Source organism: Pseudomonas sp. MF5691 (genome assembly GCF_016405645.1).
Lineage (GTDB): Bacteria > Pseudomonadota > Gammaproteobacteria > Pseudomonadales > Pseudomonadaceae > Aquipseudomonas > Aquipseudomonas shahriarae.
On record NZ_JAEKDC010000002.1, the window covers coordinates 500,006 to 523,995 of the forward strand.

Consider the following 23,990-nt stretch of genomic DNA (forward strand, 5'->3'; position numbering starts at 1 on the left):
CAAAGCCTTTCCAGAACATCCACCTTTGATCACCCACTTATGGGGTCGCGCTATCAAGCATTTGACGATCTCCTATTTGACTAAGGTGATTGGTATATCTGAGAGCTGAATCACCTTTGCCGCAACAGAGCCCAGAAAAATCCCTGCAAGAAAGCCGTTGCCATGTGAGCCTAGGATGATGCTGTCACATCCTAAAGAGTGGGAGCACCCCACGATTTGGCTTGCTGCATCGCCTTGTAGGGTATGAAGTGTAAATGCAATCCCTTCCTGCTTCAGAAGCACCCCAGCGTTTTGTGAGTCCTCAGCACTTTTATCACCGTAGTAACGATCAATCTCATCCGCACTCATGTCGTGTGCAATTCGCGTTGGTAAAAGTGGCTGCACATTCAGCAGATGCACCTCAACACTTCCGCCCAGCAATCCGCCCTCTTGGATCAACCCAATAAGGTAACGCACCGCGCGCTCCGAATGCTCGGAACCATCGACAGCTACAAGTATTTTATGCATTTTCTAAATCCTCTTTCAGTGGCATGAAGATGCTTGTCGTTTGGGGATTGCCAGCTTGCAATCAGTTCTACTCGGACAGGCGGATTCGAATCTGTTTTTCAATCTCGATGATCGCAAAGAGCGCAACACCAACCCCGATGATAAGTAGGCCATCCAGGAAGGGGATCGCTTCTGTGGCAAACACCTTTTGCAGCGGTGGCGCGTAGGTGATGCCGAACTGAGCCAAGGTCACCACTGCGACGGTCATCCACACGACCTTGGTGCCACGAATGCCCCTCCAGGTAAGCGATGTGCTGTAGAGATTACGAATGAAGAACAGATGGAATATTTCCATCACGACTAACGTGTTCACCGCGATGGTTCGGGCCAACTCCACGGAGTAGCCACGGTCGAGCGCATACGAAAAAATGCCGTAAACACCACAGAGGAACAGAATAGAAACAAGCACCATATGCCAAACCAACGCACCGCTTATGAGGGGCTCCTTACGGGAACGAGGCGGTCTGCGCATTGTGTTTTCTTCGGTAGGCTCGAACGCCAGCGCGATGCCAAGTGTCACGGCGGTAATCAGATTGATCCACAGAATCTGTATCGCCGTGACCGGCAGTGTAAGGCCGAGCAGCAGGGCCACGATGATGGTCATGGTCTCGCCCGCGTTGGTAGGCAGCGTCCAGCTCAACACTTTTTTGATGTTGTCGTAGACTGTCCGCCCTTCGCGCACTGCCGCCACGATGGATGCGAAGTTGTCGTCGGCCAGCACCAGGTCTGCAGCTTCCTTGGCGGCTTCACTGCCCTTCCCCCCCATGGCAATACCCGCATCGGCACGCTTCAACGCGGGTGCGTCGTTGACGCCATCGCCGGTCATTGCCACGGTCATGCCATTCGATTGCAGCAGCATGACCAACCTGAGTTTATGTTCAGGGCTGGTACGTGCAAAGATATTGACGTTCTTCACCGCCTCCTTGAGCGCTGCATCGTTCATGGAGTCCAGGTCTATACCAGTCAGCACATTGTCGGGATTTTGCAAGCCAATCTGCCGACCGATTGCGGCGGCGGTGCCGCCATGATCGCCAGTGATCATTTTTACGACAATGCCCGCCGCCTGGCATTGTTGAACGGCCTCTATCGTCTCGGGTCTCGGCGGATCAATTAGCCCGACCATACCCAACAAGGTTAGCTTCCCTTGCACGTCCCCAAACTCCAACACGGTGTGCTCTGGCTGAACTGATCTAGCGGCAAACGCCAATACACGCTGCCCTTTTGCGGCGATAGTGTTCGCCTGTTCGTACCAGTAGTCCGCGTTGAGGGGCTCCGTCACGCCGGCGGTTACGAACTGCTGCGTGCTCATGGCCAGTATTTGCTCCGGCGCGCCTTTTACATAGATAGAGGCATGGCGATCATGATTGTGATGGAGGGTCGCCATAAAGCGGTGTTTCGCGTCAAACGGAATGGCATCGGTTCGTGGCCAGGTACGATGATCTTCATCGCTATCGATTCCAGCTTTTCCGGAAAACGCCAGCAAGGCCCCCTCCATCGGATCCCCCTCCACCGTCCATACATCCTCATGCAGGCGCAGCGAGGCATCGTTGCAAAGACCTGCTGCTCGCCCCAATTCTGAGAGCGCGGGGTGAGATGATATGTCGATTAACTGATCGGCAAGACTGATGCTTCCCGCTGGCTGATAACCTGCACCATCAACCGTGAAGAGCAGATCGCTCGTGACGACCGTTGCGACCATCATTTCGTTGCGGGTCAGTGTGCCGGTTTTGTCAGTGCAGATAACGGATACCGAGCCGAGTGTTTCGATGGCCGGCAGGCGACGCACGATAGCGTTGCGGCGAGCCATTGCACGAACGCCGACAGCCAGCGTGATGGTAAGGACGGCGGGCAGTCCTTCAGGTATCGCCGCTACCGACATCCCCACCACGACCATGAAGATCTCTGTGAACTCGTAGTGCCCGACATAATGGCCGAACACGAGCAGAAGGCCGCCGACTAACAAGATCAAGATCGTCAGCCAACGTGCAAATATATTCATTTGCTGCACCAGCGGCGTGGTCAGCGTTTCAACTCCAGCAAGCAGCGTACTGATGCGCCCTATTTCAGCTGCTGCTGCGGTAGCAATTACAACCCCGGTTGCTTGGCCGCAAGTCACGAGCGTGCCACTGAACGCCATGCAGGTACGATCACCCAGAGCGGCTTCAACACCCACTGGTTCGGTGTGTTTCTCTACCGGTACGGATTCACCGGTGAGAATTGCTTCTTGGATTTGCAGTCTATTCACGTGCAGCAGGCGTAGATCAGCAGGTACTTTGTCTCCGGCCTCCAGCAATACAATGTCGCCCGGTACTAACTCCTCGCCTACAACACTCAAACGTTGACTCGCACGAATCACGGCGGCGTGCGGCGCCAGCATCTGCCGGATAGCGTCCATGGCCTTTTCCGCTTTACCCTCTTGGACATAACCTATGATTGCGTTTGCAATAACCACTGCAAGAATCACCACCGTGTCCCACAGATGCTGCAGCATCGCGGTAATCGCAGCGGATCCTAAAAGCACATAAATCAGAATGTTGTGAAATTGCAGCATGAATCGCAGCCACGCGGGTCGCCGTGCGGCTTCTGGCAAACGATTGAAACCCGTGCGGGCAAGCCGCGCTTGAACTTCGGCGGCCTCCAGCCCGACATGCTCATTGACCTCAAGCAGGTTTGTCACCTGCTCTGCAGGTAGGGAGTGCCAGGCCACGGAATGCGGAGGGATTGGTGTTTGCTCCGTTGATGCGTCGACCACCTGCTTCATCAATGAGTATCTCCTGTGTGCACAGCTCAAGTGAGACGGGCTGAGGTGATCATGAGCGAGCGTGGGAATATAAGACTGAAAACATTATTTTTCGGTCTTACATCCTATAGTTCCTTCTAGCTGACAGGAACTATAGATGTAACGCAATCAACCGGTTGGCAATTACTGATGCAGATCAAATTATCAATAGCAATTAATGTGACAAAATGTTTTGGTGAAAAATTTAATTTTCTAGATTTTCATCCAATGGTGCAGGCAACCGAATACTGCGCAAAGCAAAAACGGGGAGGCATAAATACTACTGCTGACTTTTAATAAAACTCTGTTTATTCAGTATATGGCATGCAGTTTTTGCAACACTCCTGTGTTGCTTTGTTAAACCCGGCATATTAATGCGCTCAACTTAATCCTAATTATGCATAACGCCCTAACTTGATTTAGCTACGTTATCAACCTGGGACTCTTCCAGCGCCTCCGGAGCTTCTAGCAACTCGGTAATCACGCTGAAGTCACTCACTTCAACGGCACCTAGCCCATAGCCCAACAGATGGAACGAGAACGCCTTACGCGGCTGCGGATTATCGAAACTGAAGTCCATCTCCAACGGCTGATCGGCAGTGACGACCATTTCTGCTGGCAGCCCCAGTGGCACATCCTGCTCCAACTCCTTGGCTTTCAGCAGGATGTAGGCATCCTGCCGGGGATCTAAAGAGCGCACGGTCAGGCGCACGCGTGTTTGTGAGCCCTTGGGCATTTCCAGATACTGAGCACCGATCAGGTTGTCGGCCCAGTCATCCTTGATCTGTGCCTGAAGCGGGATGATGGCGGGACTGCCGAATTGGTAATGCTGGTTCAACGGTGTCCGGATCAGCGAATGATCCAGCGCCAAGGCTCTTGCTGTGATTTCTCGTGCTCGTTTGCCGCCGTACTGTCCGGCAAGGGTAGCGTGATCGGCAATGAACCCTGTGCTGTTGTAATTCCGGCAGCGCTGTTGAAAGTCACACTCGGTCAACGTGCCTTGGCCATCGTGATAGCGCAGCTTGCCGTTGGTGAACGACATGATCTCGCGGCCTGTTTCATAGTCACGAAACAGGGAACGACCGCTTAAGGCTGAAGGGACGGGTAAGGCGAAGTAGTCGAGTATCGAAGCACTCAGATCGACATGCCCGTAGACTCCAGACTTTACCCCAGGCAACTGATCCTGCTCGGGCGCTAACATCAGGTTGAAGCCCCAAGAGGAGGCCAGGCGCACTCCATCGATACCGTGGGATTCGTCCGAGGTGATCACCACCAGGGTGTCTTTCAAGATGCCCTGACGTTCCAGGCCGCTGAGGAATTGCCCGAGAGCATCATCCAGATACCCGACGGCGGCCTCCTTGGGTGTGTCGTAGCGCTCAAGATAGTCTTCAGGGGCCGAATAGGGTTGGTGGGTGCCAACGGTCAGCAGGGTCAGCATCCACGGCTTTTTCTGCTTTTTCAGTTGGCCGACGTAGTCCAGCGCCCCTTCAAAGAAGGCCTTGTCGTCCTTACCCCAAGGGAACTCCAGGTAGTTGCTGTTGGTGAACCATTCCAGGCCATGGGTCGCACCGAAGCCAATGTGCGGCATGATCTTGTCTTTGGCCATGAAGCGCAGGCCCGCGCCCTGAAGGTAGTGCGTGGCGAATCCGTTCTTGTGCAATTGGGCAGGGAGGCACGCCTGGTTCCGTTCGTTCTGGGTCAACATCTCAACGCCTTTAGGCGTTCCGTTGTCCAGCTTGTCGTAATCCCCGCAAAGCATTGCGTACAGACCACGAATGGTTTGATGGCTATGCAGTACATAATCCGGCGTATTCATGCCGCGCTCTGCCCAACGACTGAGATTCGGCATGAGGTTTTCTTGATAGCTGCTGTGTAGGGCTTTGCGGTTGACGCCGACGTAGGCGCCGGGAATACCTTCCAGTGCGATGATCAACACATTGCGCGCACGCCCCGGTGTCGCGAGCAGTTTCTGTCCGTCCAGATCGAGTTCAGTGAGCCCCGCCATTTTCGGTAGTTCATCGACAGCCTCACCTTCCAGCCACTCTTCCGCGCTTGCCTGAACAGCGCCAACGCTCGCGGCCATTAACTGATGTGGGAGGTTGAACAAGCGCCACTGGTCTTCTTCTGAGGGGTACAGGTGCTGCACACCCCAATGGGCGATCAATAGCAGTAGCGGTGCTGCCCACGCGCTTCGTGGTAAACCCGGAGCGGGAGACAAGCGTCCCAGGTACTGCGTGATCAGCCAAATTACCAGTCCAACAATCAGAGTGGCGGCCAGCCAAGGCTGGGCGAAACCACCACCTGTAGAGTTTTCCAAAAACTGAGGGTCGACCAGGTAGTGCAGGTCAGAGGAGTTTGGGAGTCTACCGACCGCGCTGACCAGTTCGGCAGTCGCCAGAGTAATAAGTCCCCATACCAGCAACACAGGAAGCGCTAACCACCAAGGACGGCGATGCAGGAGTACTATCAGCAGGCTCGCAATTCCCAGATCTGAAAGATAACCAAGTGGATTCGACCAACCCAGAGCCGCACGCAGGCACAAAGGCACGATCAGAACCAACCCGATCAAGGCGATCAGGCGTGCACGGGGTTGTCTTAACCAGCGATGGATAACATTCACGCAAAGGCCTTCCAGACATTAAATCGTCATATAAGTGTGCTGGATGGTATCAAGCGGGGGGACGACTCATCGAGTTATTCGAAAGAGGGACGGTGGATTGAGTCAGTGACGGCATTGATATCGTTTCGGATGCTTGGGCGTAAGCCCTATTTCAGAGGCTTGCGTTGAGGAGTGCTCGCTAACTAAGCCCTTCAGCATCAACTGTTTCATGCTGTTTAGACCCCGCCCCGCGTGCGCGGGCCAAGTGTTAATATATTACCTTTTTAAATGATCCAAAGGATGTTGATGACCAATCATCAAGCTAAAGCCGAAACCCCTAGAGCTGCCGCAATTCTGGCTCGCTTCCTATCGTCGGAATCCGCTGGCGGTCTTGTACTGATGGGCGCAGCACTCGCGGCACTAATTGTGGCCAACTCGCCTCTCTCGCAAGGTTATTTTGCAGCCTTGCACAGTGTCTGGTTGGGCATGTCTGTCGAGCATTGGGTCAATGATGGCCTGATGGCGATCTTCTTCCTGATGGTCGGACTCGAGATCAAAAGAGAGGTACTGGCAGGCGGGCTCTCCACTTGGGGCCAGCGTGCGTTGCCAGGATTTGGTGCTTTAGGCGGCATGGTTGTGCCTGCATTGATCTACATCGCAATCAACTGGGGTAATTCTGAGACCTTGAAAGGCTGGGCTATACCAGCCGCTACCGACATCGCATTCGCCCTGGGCGTCTTGTCGCTGCTGGGTAAGCGAGTCCCGACTTCACTGAAGGTTTTTCTCGCTGCCTTGGCGATCATTGACGACCTGGGGGCTGTGGTCATCATCGCCTTTTTCTACACCACTGGTCTTTCCATGCCGATGTTGCTGGCATCGCTCGCAACCTTGGTCATTCTGATCGCAATGAATCGATGGGGCGTCAGACGATTGTTCCCCTATTTGCTGGTCGGTGGTGTGCTGTGGTTCTTCGTGCTGCAATCGGGGGTGCATGCCACCCTTGCGGGTGTCGCTGTAGCGCTGTGCATCCCAATGGGTAAGCCTGAAGAGGAAGTCCGGTCTCCACTGCTGTTCCTGGAAGAAAAGCTGCACATGTGGGTAGCTTTCGCTGTGGTGCCGATTTTTGGCTTCGCCAATGCGGGTGTTTCACTTGCCGGTATTTCTATGGAAAACCTAGTCGATCCGGTTCCGCTGGGTGTAGCGCTCGGCTTGTTGGTGGGCAAGCAGATTGGTATTTTCCTATTGGCTGCTCTGGCCATTCGTATGGGCTTGGCCAAGCTGCCGGAAGGCAGCAATTGGGCACAGCTTTACGGCGTTGCGCTCTTGTGTGGCATCGGCTTCACCATGAGTCTATTCATCGGAAACCTTGCGTTTGCTGGATCAGCTCACCTGATTGACGAGGTAAAAGTCGGTGTATTGATAGGTTCGACCTTGGCTGCAATAGGTGGTGTCCTGATTTTGCGACGCAGCGCTGCACCTGCCATTACCGCCGGCACGGTTTCCAAGTAAGCGTAAGCGAGCCGGCCACGGAGTTTCTCCATGTTGGAAATCCTGTGGCCGGAACATCGTCTGGCGAAGTGTGGTCATCGTGCTTTACGCCAAAGCCGCTGAGACATCCCCCTGAACGGCTGATTGGCGCTAGCAACTTCGTAGCAACTTTTCCCGTGATCAGCGCAGACTTTCAGTCTCACAACAGTGAGCACGTCGCCAGAAGGAAAACCCTAAGCGTTCAATATCTTCGGCAACACAAACAGGACAAAACCTGTTGGGGTTCTATTTAAGTCGTAGCACCTCGAATGACCTATGTATTCAACCCTATAGTAGGAGACATCTTGAACACTCTTAAAAACCTCCTTTAACGGGTAGTTAGTATGCCTATTAAGCATCTTGTTCAAGCCATAGCAACTAATTCCCCCCTGCATTTGGGCGAGGAGTTTTTCCATAAAGGAACGCACAGTCTCCTCAGGCTGAATAGCTAAGATCATTTTTTCGATAAAACCTAGAGCGGCGTCGAGAGCAAGGAGGCAAGCAGGAAAGCGTCGCTGGCTGCTCAACCGGGGGGCAGGAGGCGCCAGCGACAAACTTTATTTCATTCCGACAGACTTTATCTCGTAGCTTCAACCCTTTCTCGTGACCGCTAAACGTTACTCGACCGTCACCGACTTGGCCAAGTTACGCGGCTGGTCAACGTCCGTGCCCTTGAGCACCGCCACGTAGTACGACAGCAACTGCAGCGGGATGGTGTAGAGGATCGGCGACAGGGTGTCGTGGATGTGCGGCATGTTGATCACATGGGTGCCTTCGCCGTTGGTCATACCGGCCTTTTCGTCGGCGAACACGATCAGTTGACCACCACGGGCGCGTACTTCCTGCAGGTTGGACTTGAGCTTTTCCAACAGTTCATTGTTCGGCGCCACGGTGACCACAGGCATGTCGTCGTCCACCAGGGCCAATGGGCCGTGCTTCAGCTCGCCGGCAGGGTAGGCTTCAGCGTGGATATAGGAGATTTCCTTGAGTTTCAGGGAGCCTTCCATTGCCACTGGGTATTGCGCGCCACGGCCGAGGAACAGGGTGTGGTTCTTGTCGGCAAACAGTTCGGCGACTTTCTCTACGGTGCTGTCCATGGCCAGTGCTTCGCCCAGGCGGGTGGGCAGGCGACGCAGTTCTTCTACCAGGATGGCTTCCACACCTGCAGCCAATGTGCCGCGCACCTGGCCAAGGGACAGGGTCAACAGCAGCAGGCCCACCAATTGGGTGGTGAAGGCCTTGGTGGAGGCTACACCGATTTCGCGGCCGGCCTGGGTCAGCAGGGTCAGGTCGGACTCACGCACCAGGGAGCTGATGCTGACGTTGCAGATCGCCAGGCTCGCCAGGTATCCCAGCTCTTTGGCATTGCGCAGGGCCGCCAGGGTGTCGGCGGTCTCGCCGGATTGGGAAATGGTGACGAACAGGGTATCGGGCTGAACCACCACCTTGCGGTAGCGGAACTCACTGGCTACTTCGACCTGGCACGGGATGCCGGCCAGTTCTTCCAGCCAGTAACGGGCGACCATGCCGGCGTGGTAGCTGGTGCCACAGGCGACGATCTGCACATTGCGCACTTTGGCGAACAGCTCGGCGGCTTGCGGGCCGAAGGCGTTAACCAGGACTTGCTTGTCGCCAAGACGGCCTTCCAGGGTGCGTTGCACCACGGCCGGTTGCTCGTGGATTTCCTTGAGCATGAAGTGGCGGAACTCACCCTTGTCGGCAGCTTCGGCGCCGTCGCGGTACTGCACAGCTTCGCGCTCGACGGAGTTGCCGTCGACGTCCCAGATCGCCACGCTTTCACGGCGGATGTCGGCGATATCGCCTTCTTCCAGGTACATGAAGCGGTCGGTGACCTGACGCAAGGCCAGTTGATCAGAGGCGAGGAAGTTCTCCCCCAGGCCCAGACCAATCACCAATGGGCTGCCACTACGAGCGGCAACCACACGGTCCGGTTGGCTGGCGCTGATCACAGCCAGGCCGTAGGCGCCATGCAGTTCCTTGACCGTGGCCTTGAGGGCGGTGGTCAGGTCACTGTGGTCCTTGAGCTTGTGGTTGAGCAGGTGGGCGATGACTTCGGTGTCGGTGTCCGAGGTAAAGACGTAGCCCAGGCCCTTGAGTTGTTCACGTAGCACTTCGTGGTTTTCGATGATGCCGTTGTGCACCACCGCAATATCACCGGAAAAGTGTGGGTGGGCATTGCGCTCGCACGGTGCACCGTGGGTCGCCCAGCGGGTGTGGGCGATGCCCAGACGGCCCGCCAGGGGCTCACCGGCCAGGGCCTGTTCCAGTTCGCTGACTTTGCCCGGGCGACGCATGCGCTCCAGCTTGCCCGCGTTGCTGAAGACCGCCACGCCGGCACTGTCGTAGCCACGGTATTCCAGGCGCTTGAGGCCTTCGAGCAAAATGGCGGTAACGTTTCGTTCAGCGACTGCGCCTACAATTCCACACATGGTTTCTCTCCTAGATGACTGCCGCGCAAATCAGCGTAATGCCGCGGGCTTGAATCTGGTCGCGGGCCTCAAGCGGCAGGCGATCATCGGTAATAAGGGTATGGACGCTGCTCCAGGGCAGTTCCAGGTTGGGGATCTTGCGGCCGATCTTGTCGGATTCGACCATCACCACCACTTCACGGGCGACTTCGGCCATCACTCGGCTCAGGCCCAGCAATTCATTGAAGGTGGTGGTACCGCGCTGCAGGTCGATGCCGTCAGCGCCTATAAACAGTTGGTCGAAGTCATAGGAACGCAGCACTTGTTCGGCGACCTGCCCCTGGAACGAGTCCGAGTGCGGGTCCCAGGTGCCGCCGGTCATCAACAGCACCGGCTCATGCTCCAACTCACTCAGGGCACTGGCCACATGCAGGGAGTTGGTCATCACCACCAGGCCGGGCTGATGGCCCAGCTCCGGGATCATCGCGGCGGTGGTGCTGCCACTGTCGATAATGATCCGTGCGTGTTCACGCAAGCGCTTGACCGCCGCACGGGCGATGGCGCGCTTATGCACAGAAATCGGTTGGGCAGGATCGCCGACCAGTTCCTGGGGCATGGTGATGGCACCACCGTAGCGACGCAGCAGCAAGCCGTTGCTTTCCAGCGCGGCCAAGTCCTTGCGGATGGTCACTTCGGAAGTTTCGAAACGTTTGGCCAATTCATCCACGCTCACTTCGCCCTGCTCGTTGAGCAAGGTGAGGATATTGTGGCGTCGTTGTGGTGTATTTCGCTTCGACATGGTGATGATAAGTTTCGTTTCGAAAGATAACGAAGGCAATCAAAACCTATTGACGGGAAATCGTCAAGCGGCGGGTGCACTTTTTGGAAAACAACATAGATCCAATGTGGGAGCGGGCTTGCTCGCGAAGGCGGTGCATCAGATACACGTTCAGTGACTGACACTCCGTCTTCGCGAGCAAGCCCGCTCCCACAATGGAATGGCGTTGCTAATGAGGTTGTGGATAACTCAAGTCTTTTTGATTTTGACCGGGCGTTTCCAGCCGTCGATGTTGCGTTGGCGGGCGCGGGCTACTGCCAATTGCGACTTATCCACATCCTGATTGATGGTTGAGCCTGCCGCGGTGTTTGAACCATCGCCAATGGTGACGGGCGCAACCAGTGAATTATTGGAGCCGATAAAGACGTCCTCACCAATCGTCGTCTGATACTTGTTGGCACCATCGTAATTGCAGGTAATGGCGCCGGCGCCAATGTTGCTGCGGGCCCCAATCACTGCATCGCCGAGGTAGGCCAGGTGCCCTGCCTTCGCATCGTCGCCCATCCGTGCGTTTTTCAGCTCAACAAAGTTACCCACATGGGCCCTGGCGCCCAGCACACTGCCCGGGCGCAACCGCGCAAATGGCCCCGCATCGCTGGCCTCACCCATCACCGCACCGTCGATATGGCTGTTGGCCTTGACCACCACGCCTTTGCGCAGGGTGCTGTCCTTGATCACGCAGTTCGGGCCAATCACCACGTCGTCTTCGATGATCACGCGGCCCTCGAGGATCACGTTGATATCAATCAGCACGTCACGGCCCACGGTGACTTCGCCCCGAACGTCGAAACGCGCCGGGTCACGCAGCGTCACGCCCTGCGCCATCAGGCGGCGGCCTTCGCGCAGTTGGTAGTGCCGCTCCAGTTCTGCCAGTTGCTTGCGGTCGTTGGCGCCCTGCACTTCCATCGGGTCGTGGGGCTGCTCGGTGGCAACCACCAAGCCATCGCTGACGGCCATTTCAATCACGTCTGTCAGGTAGTACTCGCCCTGAACATTGTTGTTCGACAGGCGGCCCATCCAGTCCGCCAGACGATCGGCCGGTACCGCAAGGATGCCGGTGTTGCCTTCAGTAATCGCCCGTTGTGCTTCGCTGGCATCTTTATGTTCGACGATGGCTGCGACCTTGCCGTCGGCATCGCGCACGATACGGCCATAGCCGGTCGGGTCGTCCAGCTCGACGGTGAGCAGGCCCATCTGGCCCGGTACCACGCGCTTGAGCAGGCGCTGCAGGGTTTCCACTTCGATCAGCGGCACATCCCCGTAGAGGATCAGCACGGTGTCGGCCTTGATGAACGGCACGGCTTGCGCGGTGGCATGACCAGTGCCCAGTTGCTTATCCTGCAATACGAAATTCAAGTCGTCGGCTGCCAGGCGCTCACGCACCGCATCGGCCCCGTGGCCAATCACGACGTGAATACGCTGTGGCTCCAGTTGCCGGGCGCTGTGGATAACATGGCCGAGCATGGAGTTACCCGCAACCGGGTGCAGCACTTTGGGCAGGGAAGAACGCATGCGGGTGCCCTGACCTGCGGCGAGAATGACGATTTCAAGAGACATGAATGGCTACCAATCCTGGGCGGTCCGGCTTCAGACCAAAGAAGTGTTTTGCAAAAAAAGAAAAAGGGTAGCCGAGGCTACCCTTTTTAATCAATCGCGCATGAAGCATGACGGCTTGGCCGCTTACTTCTTGCGGATCTGCTGGAGCGTGCGCAGCTGGGCTGCAGCCTCGGCCAGACGTACAGCAGCAGCGCTGTAGTCGAAGTCCGCACCTTTTTCGTGCAGAGCCTTCTCGGCAGCCTTGACGGCTTCCTGAGCGGAGGCTTCATCCAGGTCGCCAGCACGTTGCACGGTGTCGGCAAGAACCTTGACCATGTTCGGCTGAACTTCGAGGAAACCACCAGAGATGTAGAACACCTCCTTTTCCCCGCCCTGCTTGGTCAGAGTAATCGGACCGGGCTTCAAGCTGGTGATCAGCGGTGCGTGGCCCAAGGCAATACCCAGGTCACCCAACTCGCCGTGTGCAATTACCATCTCTACCAGACCGGAGAAGATTTCCCCTTCCGCGCTGACGATATCGCAATGGACTGTCATAGCCATCTGATTGCCTCAACCTGATGAGCGCCCGTTTCCGGGCGCCTGGATTACAGTTTCTTGGCTTTCTCGATCGCTTCTTCGATGCCGCCGACCATGTAGAACGCTTGTTCTGGCAGGTGGTCGTAGTCACCGTTGAGGATGCCTTTGAAGCCAGCAATGGTGTCTTTCAGGGAAACGTATTTACCCGAGGCACCGGTGAAGACTTCAGCCACGAAGAACGGCTGCGACAAGAAGCGCTGGATCTTACGAGCGCGGGATACCAACTGCTTGTCGGTTTCCGACAGTTCGTCCATACCCAGGATCGCAATGATGTCCTTCAGCTCTTTGTAACGCTGCAGCACGTACTGAACGCCGCGAGCGGTGTCGTAGTGCTCCTGGCCGATCACGTTCGGGTCCAGCTGGCGCGAAGTCGAGTCGAGTGGATCGACCGCTGGGTAGATACCCAGGGAAGCGATGTCACGGGACAGTACGACGGTGGCGTCCAAGTGGGCGAAGGTGGTCGCTGGCGACGGGTCAGTCAAGTCATCCGCAGGTACGTATACCGCTTGGATCGACGTGATCGAACCTTCCTTGGTCGAAGTGATACGTTCTTGCAGAACGCCCATCTCTTCAGCCAGGGTCGGCTGGTAACCTACTGCCGAAGGCATACGGCCCAGCAGTGCGGATACTTCAGTACCGGCCAGGGTGTAACGGTAGATGTTGTCGACGAACAGCAGAACGTCGTTACCTTCGTCACGGAACTTCTCGGCCATGGTCAGGCCAGTCAGTGCTACGCGCAGACGGTTACCCGGCGGCTCGTTCATCTGACCGTAGACCAGTGCCACTTTGTCCAGAACGTTGGAGTCCTTCATCTCGTGGTAGAAGTCGTTACCCTCACGAGTACGCTCACCCACACCGGCGAACACGGAATAACCGCTGTGCTCGATGGCGATGTTACGGATCAGTTCCATCATGTTTACGGTCTTGCCTACACCGGCACCACCGAACAGACCGACTTTACCGCCTTTGGCGAACGGGCAAACCAGGTCGATAACCTTGATGCCGGTTTCCAGCAGGTCGTTGCCGCCAGCTTGCTCGGCGAACGAAGGTGCTGGGCGGTGAATGCCCCAACGCTCTTCGGTATCGATCGGGCCAGCTTCGTCAATCGGGTTGCCCAGTACGTCCATGATCCGGCCCAGGGTCGCTTTACCGACCGGTACGGAAATGGCAGCGCCAGTGTCGACAACGTCCAGACCGCGCTTCAAGCCTTCGGTGGAACCCATCGCAATGGTACGAACTACGCCGTCGCCCAGCTGCTGCTGAACTTCCAGAGTAGTTTCCGCGCCTTGTACTTTCAGCGCGTTGTAGATGCTCGGTACGCTGTCGCGTGGGAATTCCACGTCGATAACGGCGCCGATGATTTGAACGATACGTCCGCTACTCATAGCTGGATCCTCTGAATATTTGAACCGTTAAACCGCGGCAGCGCCGCCGACGATTTCCGAGATCTCTTGGGTGATCGCAGCCTGACGCGCCTTGTTGTAGATCAGCTGCAAATCGCTGATCAGATCACCGGCGTTGTCGGTAGCGTTTTTCATCGCGATCATCCGCGCCGCTTGTTCAGCTGCGTTGTTCTCGACCACCGCCTGGTACACCTGCGACTCCACGTAGCGCACCATCAAGCCGTCAAGCAGCTCTTTGGCGTCTGGTTCGTAGAGGTAGTCCCAGTGGTGCTTGAGTTCCTGATCCGGGGTCGCCACCAGTGGAATCAATTGCTCCACGGTTGGCTGCTGGGTCATGGTGTTGATGAACTTGTTGGATACCACGGACAGGCGGTCGATCCGGCCTTCCAGGTACGCATCCAGCATCACCTTCACACTGCCGATCAAGTCATTGATCGACGGCTCTTCACCCAGGTGGCTGATAGCTGCAACGACGTTACCGCCGAAGTTGCGGAAAAAGGCCGCACCCTTGCTACCAACAACACACAGATCAATCTCGACGCCGTTTTCGCGGTTTACCGCCATGTCCTTGACCAGGGCCTTGAACAGGTTGGTATTCAAACCACCGCACAAACCACGGTCACTGCTCACTACCACATAACCTGCACGCTTGACGGCGCGCTCGATCATGAACGGGTGGCGGTATTCCGGGTTGGCGTTGGCCAGATGCCCAATTACCTGGCGGATACGCTCCGCATAAGGACGGCTAGCCGACATGCGCATTTGTGCCTTGCGCATTTTGCTGACCGCCACTTTCTCCATGGCGCTGGTAATTTTTTGCGTGCTTTTGATGCTCGCAATCTTACTGCGAATCTCTTTTGCGCCTGCCATGTAACACCTATCAGGTTAGCAAGCGGGAGCCTTGCGGCTCCCGCTGCGGCTTACCAGGTTTGGGTGGCCTTGAACTTCTCGATACCGGCTTTCAGGCCAGCGTCGATTTCGTCATTGAAGTCACCCTTCACGTTGATCTTGGCCATCAAATCGGCATGATCTCGGTTGAAGTAAGCAATCAGCGCTTGTTCAAAGCTGCCGACCTTGGCGATTTCGACGTCAGTCAGGAACCCACGCTCAGCGGCATACAGCGACAGCGACATGTCAGCGATCGACATTGGCGCGTATTGCTTCTGCTTCATCAGCTCGGTAACGCGCTGACCATGCTCAAGTTGCTTACGGGTCGCTTCGTCCAGGTCAGAAGCGAACTGGGCGAATGCCGCCAGTTCACGGTACTGAGCCAGAGCGGTACGGATACCACCGGAGAGCTTCTTGATGATCTTGGTCTGAGCGGCACCACCCACACGGGATACCGAAACACCGGCGTTCACAGCAGGACGGATCCCGGAGTTGAACATGGCCGATTCCAGGAAGATCTGACCGTCGGTGATGGAAATCACGTTGGTCGGAACGAACGCGGAAACGTCGCCAGCCTGGGTTTCGATGATCGGCAGTGCGGTCAGGGAACCGGTTTTGCCGGTCACTGCGCCGTTGGTGAACTTCTCTACGTACTCTTCGGAAACGCGGGATGCGCGCTCCAGCAGACGGGAGTGGAGATAGAACACGTCGCCTGGGTAGGCTTCACGGCCTGGTGGACGGCGCAGCAGCAGGGAAATCTGGCGGTAAGCCACTGCTTGCTTGGACAGATCGTCATAAACGATCAGCGCGTCTTCACCGCGGTCGCGGAAGAATTCACCCATGGTGCAACCGGAGTACGGTGCCAGGAATTGCAGCGCAGGAGATTCCGAAGCACTGGCAGCCACGATGATCGTGTTGGCCAGGGCGCCGTTTTCTTCCAGCTTGCGAACCACGTTGGCGATGGTCGATTGTTTCTGACCGATCGCTACGTAGACGCAGAAAATGCCGCTGTCTTTCTGGTTGATGATCGCGTCGATCGCCAGAGCGGTCTTACCGATCTGACGGTCACCGATGATCAGCTCACGCTGGCCACGGCCGACTGGGATCATGGCATCGACAGCCTTGTAGCCAGTCTGTACAGGCTGGTCTACCGACTTACGCCAGATCACGCCTGGAGCAACTTTCTCGACCGCGTCGGTCTCGGTGTTGCCCAGTGGACCTTTACCGTCAACAGGGTTACCCAGTGCGTCGACAACGCGACCCAGCAGTTCCTTACCAACCGGAACTTCCAGGATGCGGCCTGTGCACTTGGCGCTCATGCCTTCGGCCAGACTGGTGTACGCGCCCAATACAACGGCACCTACGGAGTCTTGCTCCAGGTTGAGGGCCATACCGTAGACGCCGCCCGGAAACTCGATCATCTCGCCGTACATTACGTCGGCCAGACCGTGAATCCGCACGATGCCGTCAGATACGCTGACGACAGTGCCTTCGTTACGGGCTTGGGAGGTCACATCGAGCTTGTCGATGCGGCCCTTGATAATTTCACTTATTTCGGAAGGATTGAGTTGCTGCATTGCTCTGCTGCCCCTTCAAACTCAAGATTTCAATGCTTCGGCAAGATTCGCGAGTTTGCCGCGAATCGAGCCATCGATAACCAGGTCGCCGGCGCGGATGACAACACCCCCAATAAGGGATGGGTCTTCCGCAACTTGCAGGCGCACTTCCCGGTCGAGTCGTGCACTGAGAACCTTGGCGAGTTTGTCTTGCTGTTCTTGGTTCAATGCAAAAGCACTGGTCACTTCAACGTCTACCGACTTCTCTTGCTCGGCCTTGTACAGGTCGAACAGAGCGGCAATCTCCGGCAAAAGCGGGAGACGGTCGTTTTCGGCAACGACGTGGATGAAGTTCTGCACTTTCACATCAAACTTGTCGCCGCACACGTCAATAAACGTGGCGGCCTTGTCTGCGCTCGTCAGTCGCGGGGCCTTGAGCACGCGCTGCATGGTGTCGTCTTGCGACACTGCTGCAGCCAGGCCGAGCATGGCTGACCAAGAGGCCAGCTGCTGGTGGGCCTGGGCGTGCTCGAAGGCTGCCTTAGCGTAAGGTCGGGCCAACGTGGTCAATTCTGCCATGATCGCCCTCGCTTAAATTTCAGCAGCCAGTTTGTTTACCAGCTCCGCGTGCGCGTTTTGATCGATTGTGGCACCCAGGATCTTCTCAGCACCGCCGACGGCCAGAGCACCCAGTTGGGCACGCAGCGCATCTTTGACACCGTTCAATTCCTGTTCGATCTCGGCCTGAGCCTGAACCTTCACACGGTCAGCGTCGATACGGGCTTTTTCAACAGCCTCTTCAACAATCTGGTTACCGCGTTTCTTGGCTTGCTCAATGATTTCAGCTGCCTGAGCCTTCGCTTCGCGCAGTTGCTGACCCGCTTTATCTTGGGCCAACTCCAGGTCGCGAGCTGCTCGTGCGGCAGCGTCCAGTCCATCCGCGATCTTCTTCTGACGTTCGTGCAAAGCCGCGATGACCGGAGGCCATACGAACTTCATGCAGAAAACAACAAAAATCAAGAACGCTAAGGACTGACCAATAATGGTTGCATTAATGTTCACGCCAATACCTCGCTCGTTCGTTGCACAACACACCAATCACTCGAAAAAACGAGTGATTAACCGGCGAGTTGACCAACGAAGGGGTTCGCGAAGGTGAAGAACAGAGCGATACCAACACCGATCATGGTCACGGCGTCGAGCAGGCCGGCAACGATGAACATTTTAACCTGCAGCATTGGAACCATTTCTGGCTGACGCGCGGCGCCTTCCAGGAACTTGCCGCCCAACAGGCCGAAACCAATGGCAGTACCCAGGGCGCCCAGGCCGATCAACAGTGCAACAGCGATAGCGGTTAGACCAACTACAGTTTCCATCTTTCCTCCCGACTTTTACGTCGTATGGTTTAGGTTTTTTAGATTTTAAAGCGGTAAAACAAATCGTTTCATAGCCCTGGTGGGCCACCTTCCCGTTTCACCGGGAAGGACATCAGACTAGTCGAGACTGGTCTTAATGGTTCTCTTCGTGCGCCATCGACAGGTAGACGATGGTCAGCATCATGAAGATAAACGCCTGCAGGGTGATGATCAGGATGTGGAACACAGCCCACGCCCACTGCAGAACAATGCCCAGGCCGCTAAGCCAGAGCAGGCCGCTGCCGAACATCACAGCGATCAGGATGAACACCAGCTCGCCGGCATACATGTTGCCGAACAGTCGCAGAGCCAGGGAAATCGGCTTGGCGATCAGGGTGACAAATTCCAGCAGGAAGTTCACCGGGATCAGCAGGGCTTGAACGAAGATGTTCTTGCTGCCGAACGGGTGCAGGGTCAGTTCGCCGATGAAGCCGCCGATGCCCTTGATCTTGATGCTGTAGAAAATGATCAACGCGAATACCGACAGGGCCATGCCCAGGGTAGCGTTAGGGTCAGTGGTCGATACCGCGCGGAATGGGATGTGCGGGTCGCCGGAGATCAGGATGGCCAACTGAGGAATCCAGTCGACCGGGATCAGGTCGACGGCGTTCATCAGGAACACCCAGACGAAGATGGTCAGTGCCAGCGGTGCAATCACCGGGCTACGGCCATGGAAGCTGTCTTTCACGCTGCCATCGACGAATTCGACCAATACTTCAACGAAGTTCTGCAAAGCACCTGGCTGACCGGAAGTCGCCTTCTTTGCCGCCATGCGGAAAATCAGGACGAAGATCAGACCCAATGCGACCGACCAGCCCAGAGTATCCAGGTGGAAAGCCCAGAAGCCCATTTCTTTGGCCTCTGCTGCGGAGTGGGCAAAGCCCCAGCCGCCGTTGGGAAGCTGACCGAAGGTCAGGTTCTGCAAGTGGTGCTGGATATAGCCCGAAGCGGTTGTTTCTGCCATGGTTGCCTCAAACGCCCTAAGGTTTCGAAAGTCTTGTTTTCATCAGCAGGGGAGCGAACCAGCTGACCAGTTGGGTCAACACGAAGACGCCGAATACAGCTAGCGGCGCCAATGGCTTCACACCTGCAAAGGTCAGTGCAAACAGCACTGCCGTCAAAATCAGTTTCCCTGCCTCGCCGGCATAAAAGGACCGGACGATAGCCTGGGCTGCCCGGGCGCCGGAAAACCGAAAGGCCCTGTGAGCAAAATACATATTGGGCAGCAAGGCTATCAGGCCTCCGCAGAGTCCTGAATATCCGGCTACGACCCCATGCCAGTACCAAAGCGCCAATGCGGCGATCAGCAAAATGACAAATTGGGCCAATAAAACCGGAAAAACGGCCAAGCGATGGAACGGCAACGTGTTTGGCGTGCGGGTTTCCATCACTCTTGCTCCTCAATGGTCGGCTGCCGGAAATCAATAACTTGGCATAATTTGTGCCGACAAAATGCGCGCAGAGTATAGGGGCGGTTCTGCCCCTATTCAACTGCCAGGTAGTGATTTCCGACTGCGCGCTACATAAGCAAATGTTTCAGCGGATGTGGGAAAGAACGCCCTGAAGCTCATCAAGGGAGTTATATCCGATAACCAATTGCCCTTTACCCTTCTTGCCGTGGCGAATTTGCACCGCTGAGCCCAGCCGCTCGGCCAGGCGCTGCTCCAGGCGCGCAATATCCGGATCAGTTTTGGTGGGTTCGACCGGTGCAGGTTTACCACTGAGCCACTGCCGAACCAGAGCCTCGGTCTGACGAACGGTGAGACCTCGTGCGACAACGTGTCGCGCCCCTTCAACCTGTTGATTTTCCGGCAACCCGAGCAAAGCACGGGCATGACCCATTTCCAGGTCACCATGGGACAGCATGGTCTTTATCACTTCCGGAAGCGCGATCAGGCGCAGCAGGTTGGAAACCGTGACACGGGATTTACCCACCGCGTCGGCCACTTCCTGCTGGGTCAGCTTGAATTCCTGCTGCAAACGCTGCAGGGCAATGGCTTCCTCGATCGGATTGAGGTCCTCACGCTGGATATTCTCGATCAGTGCCATGGCGATGGCCGTTTCATCCGGCACATCGCGCACCATCGCCGGGATGGTTTCCTGGCCGGCCTGCTGGCTGGCGCGCCAGCGGCGTTCACCGGCGATGATTTCAAACCGACCGCCGCCAATGGGGCGTACGACAATCGGCTGCATCACGCCCTGGGCCTTGATCGAGTTCGCCAACTCCTCCAGCGCCTGCGGGTCCATGTCTCGGCGCGGCTGGTACTTGCCACGCTGGATCAGGTCCAGGGGCAGGTGCTGCAGTTCACGGGAGTCGGCCTGCACCGCCTGCTCTTCCAGCGAAGTGACAGTCGGACCACTCAGCAGTGCATCCAGTCCACGTCCGAGACCTCGTTTCTTGACGGCCATGGGGATTCCTTAAGTTGGCTGGGCTGCAGCGGTGCGTGAGTTGCGACGTTGGCGACGAACCATCTCGCCGGCCAGCGCCAGGTAGGCAATGGCACCACGCGATGACTTGTCGTACGCCAGCGCGGGCATGCCATAGCTTGGCGCTTCGGCCAGGCGGATGTTACGCGGGATCACTGTGTCGTAAAGCTGGTCGCCAAAGTGTTCCTTGAGCTGCGCCGACACATCGTTCATCAGGCTCAGGCGCGGGTCATACATGGTCCGCAGCAGGCCTTCGACCTTCAGGTTCGGGTTGAGCAACTCAGCGATACGCTTGATGTTATCCACAAGGTCGCTCAAGCCTTCGAGGGCGAAGTACTCGCACTGCATGGGGATGATCACCCCATCGGCGGCAACCAGTGCGTTGAGCGTCAGCATCGACAGCGACGGCGGGCAGTCGATCAAAATGTAATCGTAATTCTCGCGGATCGGCGCCAGGGCGCTGCGCAGACGGCTTTCTTTCATCTGCATTTCCAGCAGCACCACTTCCGCCGCGGTCAAATCGCGGTTGGCCGGCAGCAACTGATAACCGCCGTGCTCGGAATAGTGCATGGCCTGGGCCAGGTCGCACTCGCCTATCAGCAAGTCGTAGACCGAGTTTTCCAGGCCGTGTTTATCCACACCGCTACCCATGGTGGCGTTGCCCTGTGGATCGAGGTCGATCAACAGCACCCGACGCTTGGTAGCGACCAGGGATGCTGCGAGGTTGATGCAGGTGGTGGTTTTACCCACGCCACCTTTCTGGTTCGCTATCGCGAATACCTTAGCCATTCTTGCTTGTGTTCCCAATCATGCCGTGCGGCGCAGTATCAGCAGATGGCGTTGGCCTTGGCAACCGGGTACGGCCAAGGCGTGTTCGCTATCGAGGTGGAAGTCTGCCGGCAATGCTAACAGCTCGTCGCTTGGATGAACGCCCTTCATTGCCAGCCAACGGGTGTTCAGGTCGCCCAGGTGGCGGGTCCAGTTGCTGAAGTTCTCCATGCTGCTGAAGGCCCTGGAAACAACTCCGTTGAAGGGCAGTTCAGGCGTGAAGGCTTCGACCCGGCTGTGGATAACTTGCAGGTTGTCCAGCTTGAGTTCGAGTTTGACCTGGGTCAGGAAACGGGTTTTCTTGCCGTTGCTGTCCAGGCAGGTCACTTGCGACTCGGGAAACAGGATCGCCAACGGGATGCCTGGCATACCGCCACCACTGCCAACGTCCAGCCAGCGACCGTTCTCGATAAATGGCATCACGCTCAAGCTGTCGAGCAGATGCCGCGAAACCATTTCATCGGGATCGCGCACCGCAGTGAGGTTGTAAGCCTTGTTCCACTTGATCAACAGGGCCAGGTAGCCCAACAGCAATTCGTGCTGGGTTTCGGTCAAGTGCACACCCAACTGGCGTGCACCTGTGGATAACTCTTCGGCGTGTTGTGAGGTGACCAACGAACTCAAGCGCTTTGCTCCAACTGACGGCCCGCGCCGCGTTTTTTCAAATGAATCATCAACAGCGAAATGGCTGCCGGGGTGACTCCCGGGATACGGGAGGCCTGGCCCAGGGTCTCGGGACGAGTTATCCCCAGCTTGCTTTGAATCTCTTTCGACAACCCGGAAATACCGGTGTAGTCGATATCCACAGGCAGCTTGGTGTCTTCACTGGCGCGCAGACGAGCGATCTCGTCCTGCTGGCGGTCAATGTAACCGGCATATTTGGTCTTGATTTCGACCTGCTCGGCTACCTGAGGATCTTCTGCGCCGCCGCCCGTCACTTTGACCAGACCAGCGTAGTCGATTTCCGGACGGGACAGCAGGTTCAGCAGGTTGTACTCGTGGGTCAGTGGCGTGCCGAATTTTTCGGCAATGGCATCGCCCTGCTCCGTGCCCGGGCGGACCCAGGTACTTTTCAGGCGCTGCTCTTCCAGTTCGATGCTTTCGCGTTTTTTGCAGAACGCTTCCCAGCGCGCGTCATCGACCAGGCCCAGCTCACGACCTTTTTCGGTCAGGCGCAGGTCGGCGTTGTCTTCGCGCAGGATCAGGCGATATTCGGCCCGGGAGGTGAACATCCGGTACGGTTCCTGAGTACCCAGGGTAATCAGGTCGTCGACCAACACTCCGATGTACGCTTCATCGCGACGCGGGCACCAGCTGTCTTTGCCCTGGGCGCGCAATGCGGCGTTGGTCCCGGCCAGCAAACCCTGGGCGCCGGCTTCTTCGTAACCGGTGGTGCCGTTGATTTGCCCGGCGAAGAACAGGCCGCCGATCACCTTGGTTTCCAGGCTGTATTTCAAGTCCCGTGGATCAAAGTAGTCGTACTCGATGGCGTAGCCCGGACGCACGATATGAGCGTTTTCCATGCCGCGAATCGACTGCACGATCTGAATTTGCACGTCGAACGGCAGGGAAGTGGAAATCCCGTTCGGGTACAGCTCGTGGGTCGTCAAACCTTCCGGCTCGATGAAGACCTGGTGGCTTTCCTTGTCGGCAAAGCGGTGGATCTTGTCTTCGATCGACGGGCAGTAACGCGGGCCGATACCTTCGATCACCCCGGAATACATCGGCGAACGATCGAGGTTGGCGGCGATGATTTCGTGGGTACGCGCATTGGTGTGGGTAATCCAGCAGCTCACCTGTTTGGGGTGCTGCTCCTTGGAACCCATGAACGACATTACCGGGATAGGCGTATCCCCGGCCTGTTCGGTCATCACCGAGAAATCCACAGAACGCCCGTCGATACGCGGTGGGGTCCCGGTTTTCAGGCGACCGACACGCAGTGGCAGTTCGCGAAGGCGATGAGCGAGGGCAATCGACGGCGGATCACCGGCGCGACCACCGGAATAGTTCTGCATTCCGATGTGGATAAGTCCACCGAGGAAGGTCCCCGTGGTCAGCACCACGGATTCTGCGAAGAAACGCAGACCCATCTGGGTGACAACACCGCGCACCTGGTCCTGCTCGACGATCAGATCATCCGCTGCCTGTTGAAATATCCACAGGTTGGGTTGGTTTTCCAGGGTTTCGCGTACCGCCGCCTTGTACAAAATGCGGTCGGCTTGTGCCCGAGTAGCACGCACGGCCGGGCCTTTGCGGCTGTTGAGCACGCGAAATTGAATACCACCTTTATCGGTAGCCATGGCCATCACACCGCCAAGGGCGTCGATTTCCTTGACCAGGTGGCTCTTGCCGATCCCACCAATGGCGGGGTTGCAACTCATGGCACCGAGGGTTTCCACGTTGTGCGTCAGCAATAGGGTTTTGACCCCCATGCGGGCTGACGCCAGTGCTGCCTCGGTACCGGCATGACCGCCGCCGATGACGATCACTTCAAAACGGGAAGGGAAATCCACCACGCACCTCGTGCCTGCTTATGTAGGTAATTAGGAATTGATTGGTTGAGCTGGTTTTAGAGCTTTGGCGGCAAGTATAGGGACTTAGCCCTTCCTAAAGAACCCTTTG

Annotated in this window: 20 protein-coding genes; 1 reads left to right on the forward strand and 19 read right to left on the reverse strand. The window is 56.8% G+C overall.

Annotation, left to right across the window (positions count from 1 at the left end):
• Positions 1-72: 72 nt before the first annotated feature.
• The 3 genes from JFT44_RS05020 to JFT44_RS05030 all read right to left on the reverse strand — a co-directional run bounded on the left by JFT44_RS05020 (position 73) and on the right by JFT44_RS05030 (position 5,945).
• Positions 73-507, reverse strand: coding sequence for a universal stress protein (locus tag JFT44_RS05020; RefSeq protein WP_057961231.1), 435 nt, complete (start codon positions 505-507; stop codon positions 73-75).
• A gap of 67 nt (positions 508-574) precedes the next feature.
• Entirely contained in the window at positions 575-3,307 is a 2,733-nt protein-coding gene (locus tag JFT44_RS05025) for a cation-transporting P-type ATPase (RefSeq protein WP_120734382.1), read from the reverse strand.
• Positions 3,308-3,734: 427 nt separating this feature from the next.
• The gene (locus JFT44_RS05030; RefSeq protein ID WP_120734383.1) at positions 3,735-5,945 is read right to left on the reverse strand and encodes an LTA synthase family protein; all 2,211 of its coding nucleotides are present in this window, start codon (positions 5,943-5,945) and stop codon (positions 3,735-3,737) included.
• Positions 5,946-6,230: 285 nt separating this feature from the next.
• On the opposite strand from JFT44_RS05030, the gene nhaA reads away from it, so the two are divergent.
• Complete coding sequence (gene nhaA, locus JFT44_RS05035; RefSeq protein ID WP_057961239.1) at positions 6,231-7,433, forward strand: Na+/H+ antiporter NhaA; 1,203 nt, start codon at positions 6,231-6,233, stop codon at positions 7,431-7,433.
• Positions 7,434-8,068: 635 nt separating this feature from the next.
• Here nhaA and glmS read toward each other — a convergent pair.
• The 16 genes from glmS to mnmG all read right to left on the reverse strand — a co-directional run bounded on the left by glmS (position 8,069) and on the right by mnmG (position 23,881).
• Positions 8,069-9,901: a glutamine--fructose-6-phosphate transaminase (isomerizing) gene (gene glmS, locus JFT44_RS05040; protein WP_057961234.1), complete on the reverse strand. Its 1,833-nt coding sequence runs from the start codon at positions 9,899-9,901 to the stop codon at positions 8,069-8,071.
• A 10-nt stretch (positions 9,902-9,911) separates the two neighbouring features.
• The gene (locus JFT44_RS05045; RefSeq protein ID WP_029290123.1) at positions 9,912-10,679 is read right to left on the reverse strand and encodes a DeoR/GlpR family DNA-binding transcription regulator; all 768 of its coding nucleotides are present in this window, start codon (positions 10,677-10,679) and stop codon (positions 9,912-9,914) included.
• Positions 10,680-10,907: 228 nt separating this feature from the next.
• Complete coding sequence (gene glmU / locus JFT44_RS05050) at positions 10,908-12,275, reverse strand: bifunctional UDP-N-acetylglucosamine diphosphorylase/glucosamine-1-phosphate N-acetyltransferase GlmU (RefSeq protein ID WP_198830403.1); 1,368 nt, start codon at positions 12,273-12,275, stop codon at positions 10,908-10,910.
• 123 nt (positions 12,276-12,398) lie between these two features.
• Positions 12,399-12,815 (reverse strand): F0F1 ATP synthase subunit epsilon, encoded by a 417-nt coding sequence (locus JFT44_RS05055; RefSeq protein WP_057439300.1) that lies wholly within the window; start codon positions 12,813-12,815, stop codon positions 12,399-12,401.
• Between the two features lie 44 nt (positions 12,816-12,859).
• Positions 12,860-14,236: a F0F1 ATP synthase subunit beta gene (gene atpD / locus JFT44_RS05060; RefSeq protein ID WP_015886645.1), complete on the reverse strand. Its 1,377-nt coding sequence runs from the start codon at positions 14,234-14,236 to the stop codon at positions 12,860-12,862.
• A 27-nt stretch (positions 14,237-14,263) separates the two neighbouring features.
• A complete protein-coding gene (gene atpG, locus JFT44_RS05065) occupies positions 14,264-15,124 on the reverse strand; it encodes a F0F1 ATP synthase subunit gamma (protein WP_057439299.1) in 861 nt (286 codons plus the stop codon).
• Between the two features lie 50 nt (positions 15,125-15,174).
• Positions 15,175-16,719: a F0F1 ATP synthase subunit alpha gene (atpA, locus tag JFT44_RS05070; protein ID WP_029290137.1), complete on the reverse strand. Its 1,545-nt coding sequence runs from the start codon at positions 16,717-16,719 to the stop codon at positions 15,175-15,177.
• Between the two features lie 21 nt (positions 16,720-16,740).
• Entirely contained in the window at positions 16,741-17,277 is a 537-nt protein-coding gene (locus JFT44_RS05075; RefSeq protein WP_057439298.1) for a F0F1 ATP synthase subunit delta, read from the reverse strand.
• A gap of 12 nt (positions 17,278-17,289) precedes the next feature.
• Positions 17,290-17,760 (reverse strand): F0F1 ATP synthase subunit B, encoded by a 471-nt coding sequence (locus JFT44_RS05080; RefSeq protein ID WP_008439543.1) that lies wholly within the window; start codon positions 17,758-17,760, stop codon positions 17,290-17,292.
• Positions 17,761-17,816: 56 nt separating this feature from the next.
• Positions 17,817-18,074, reverse strand: coding sequence for a F0F1 ATP synthase subunit C (atpE, locus tag JFT44_RS05085; RefSeq protein WP_002555987.1), 258 nt, complete (start codon positions 18,072-18,074; stop codon positions 17,817-17,819).
• Between the two features lie 133 nt (positions 18,075-18,207).
• A complete protein-coding gene (atpB, locus tag JFT44_RS05090) occupies positions 18,208-19,077 on the reverse strand; it encodes a F0F1 ATP synthase subunit A (protein WP_049710820.1) in 870 nt (289 codons plus the stop codon).
• Positions 19,078-19,093: 16 nt separating this feature from the next.
• Positions 19,094-19,501 carry a F0F1 ATP synthase subunit I gene (locus JFT44_RS05095; RefSeq protein ID WP_010565865.1) on the reverse strand — a complete coding sequence of 136 codons (408 nt, stop codon included), beginning with the start codon at positions 19,499-19,501 and terminating at the stop codon, positions 19,094-19,096.
• Between the two features lie 148 nt (positions 19,502-19,649).
• The gene (locus JFT44_RS05100; RefSeq protein WP_057439295.1) at positions 19,650-20,522 is read right to left on the reverse strand and encodes a ParB/RepB/Spo0J family partition protein; all 873 of its coding nucleotides are present in this window, start codon (positions 20,520-20,522) and stop codon (positions 19,650-19,652) included.
• 9 nt (positions 20,523-20,531) lie between these two features.
• Positions 20,532-21,329 carry a ParA family protein gene (locus JFT44_RS05105; RefSeq protein WP_005792605.1) on the reverse strand — a complete coding sequence of 266 codons (798 nt, stop codon included), beginning with the start codon at positions 21,327-21,329 and terminating at the stop codon, positions 20,532-20,534.
• Positions 21,330-21,347: 18 nt separating this feature from the next.
• Entirely contained in the window at positions 21,348-21,992 is a 645-nt protein-coding gene (gene rsmG, locus JFT44_RS05110; RefSeq protein WP_057961236.1) for a 16S rRNA (guanine(527)-N(7))-methyltransferase RsmG, read from the reverse strand.
• Positions 21,989-23,881 (reverse strand): tRNA uridine-5-carboxymethylaminomethyl(34) synthesis enzyme MnmG, encoded by a 1,893-nt coding sequence (gene mnmG / locus JFT44_RS05115; protein ID WP_057961240.1) that lies wholly within the window; start codon positions 23,879-23,881, stop codon positions 21,989-21,991. Before mnmG ends, rsmG begins: the two co-directional genes overlap by 4 nt.
• Between the last annotated feature and the right edge of the window lie 109 nt (positions 23,882-23,990).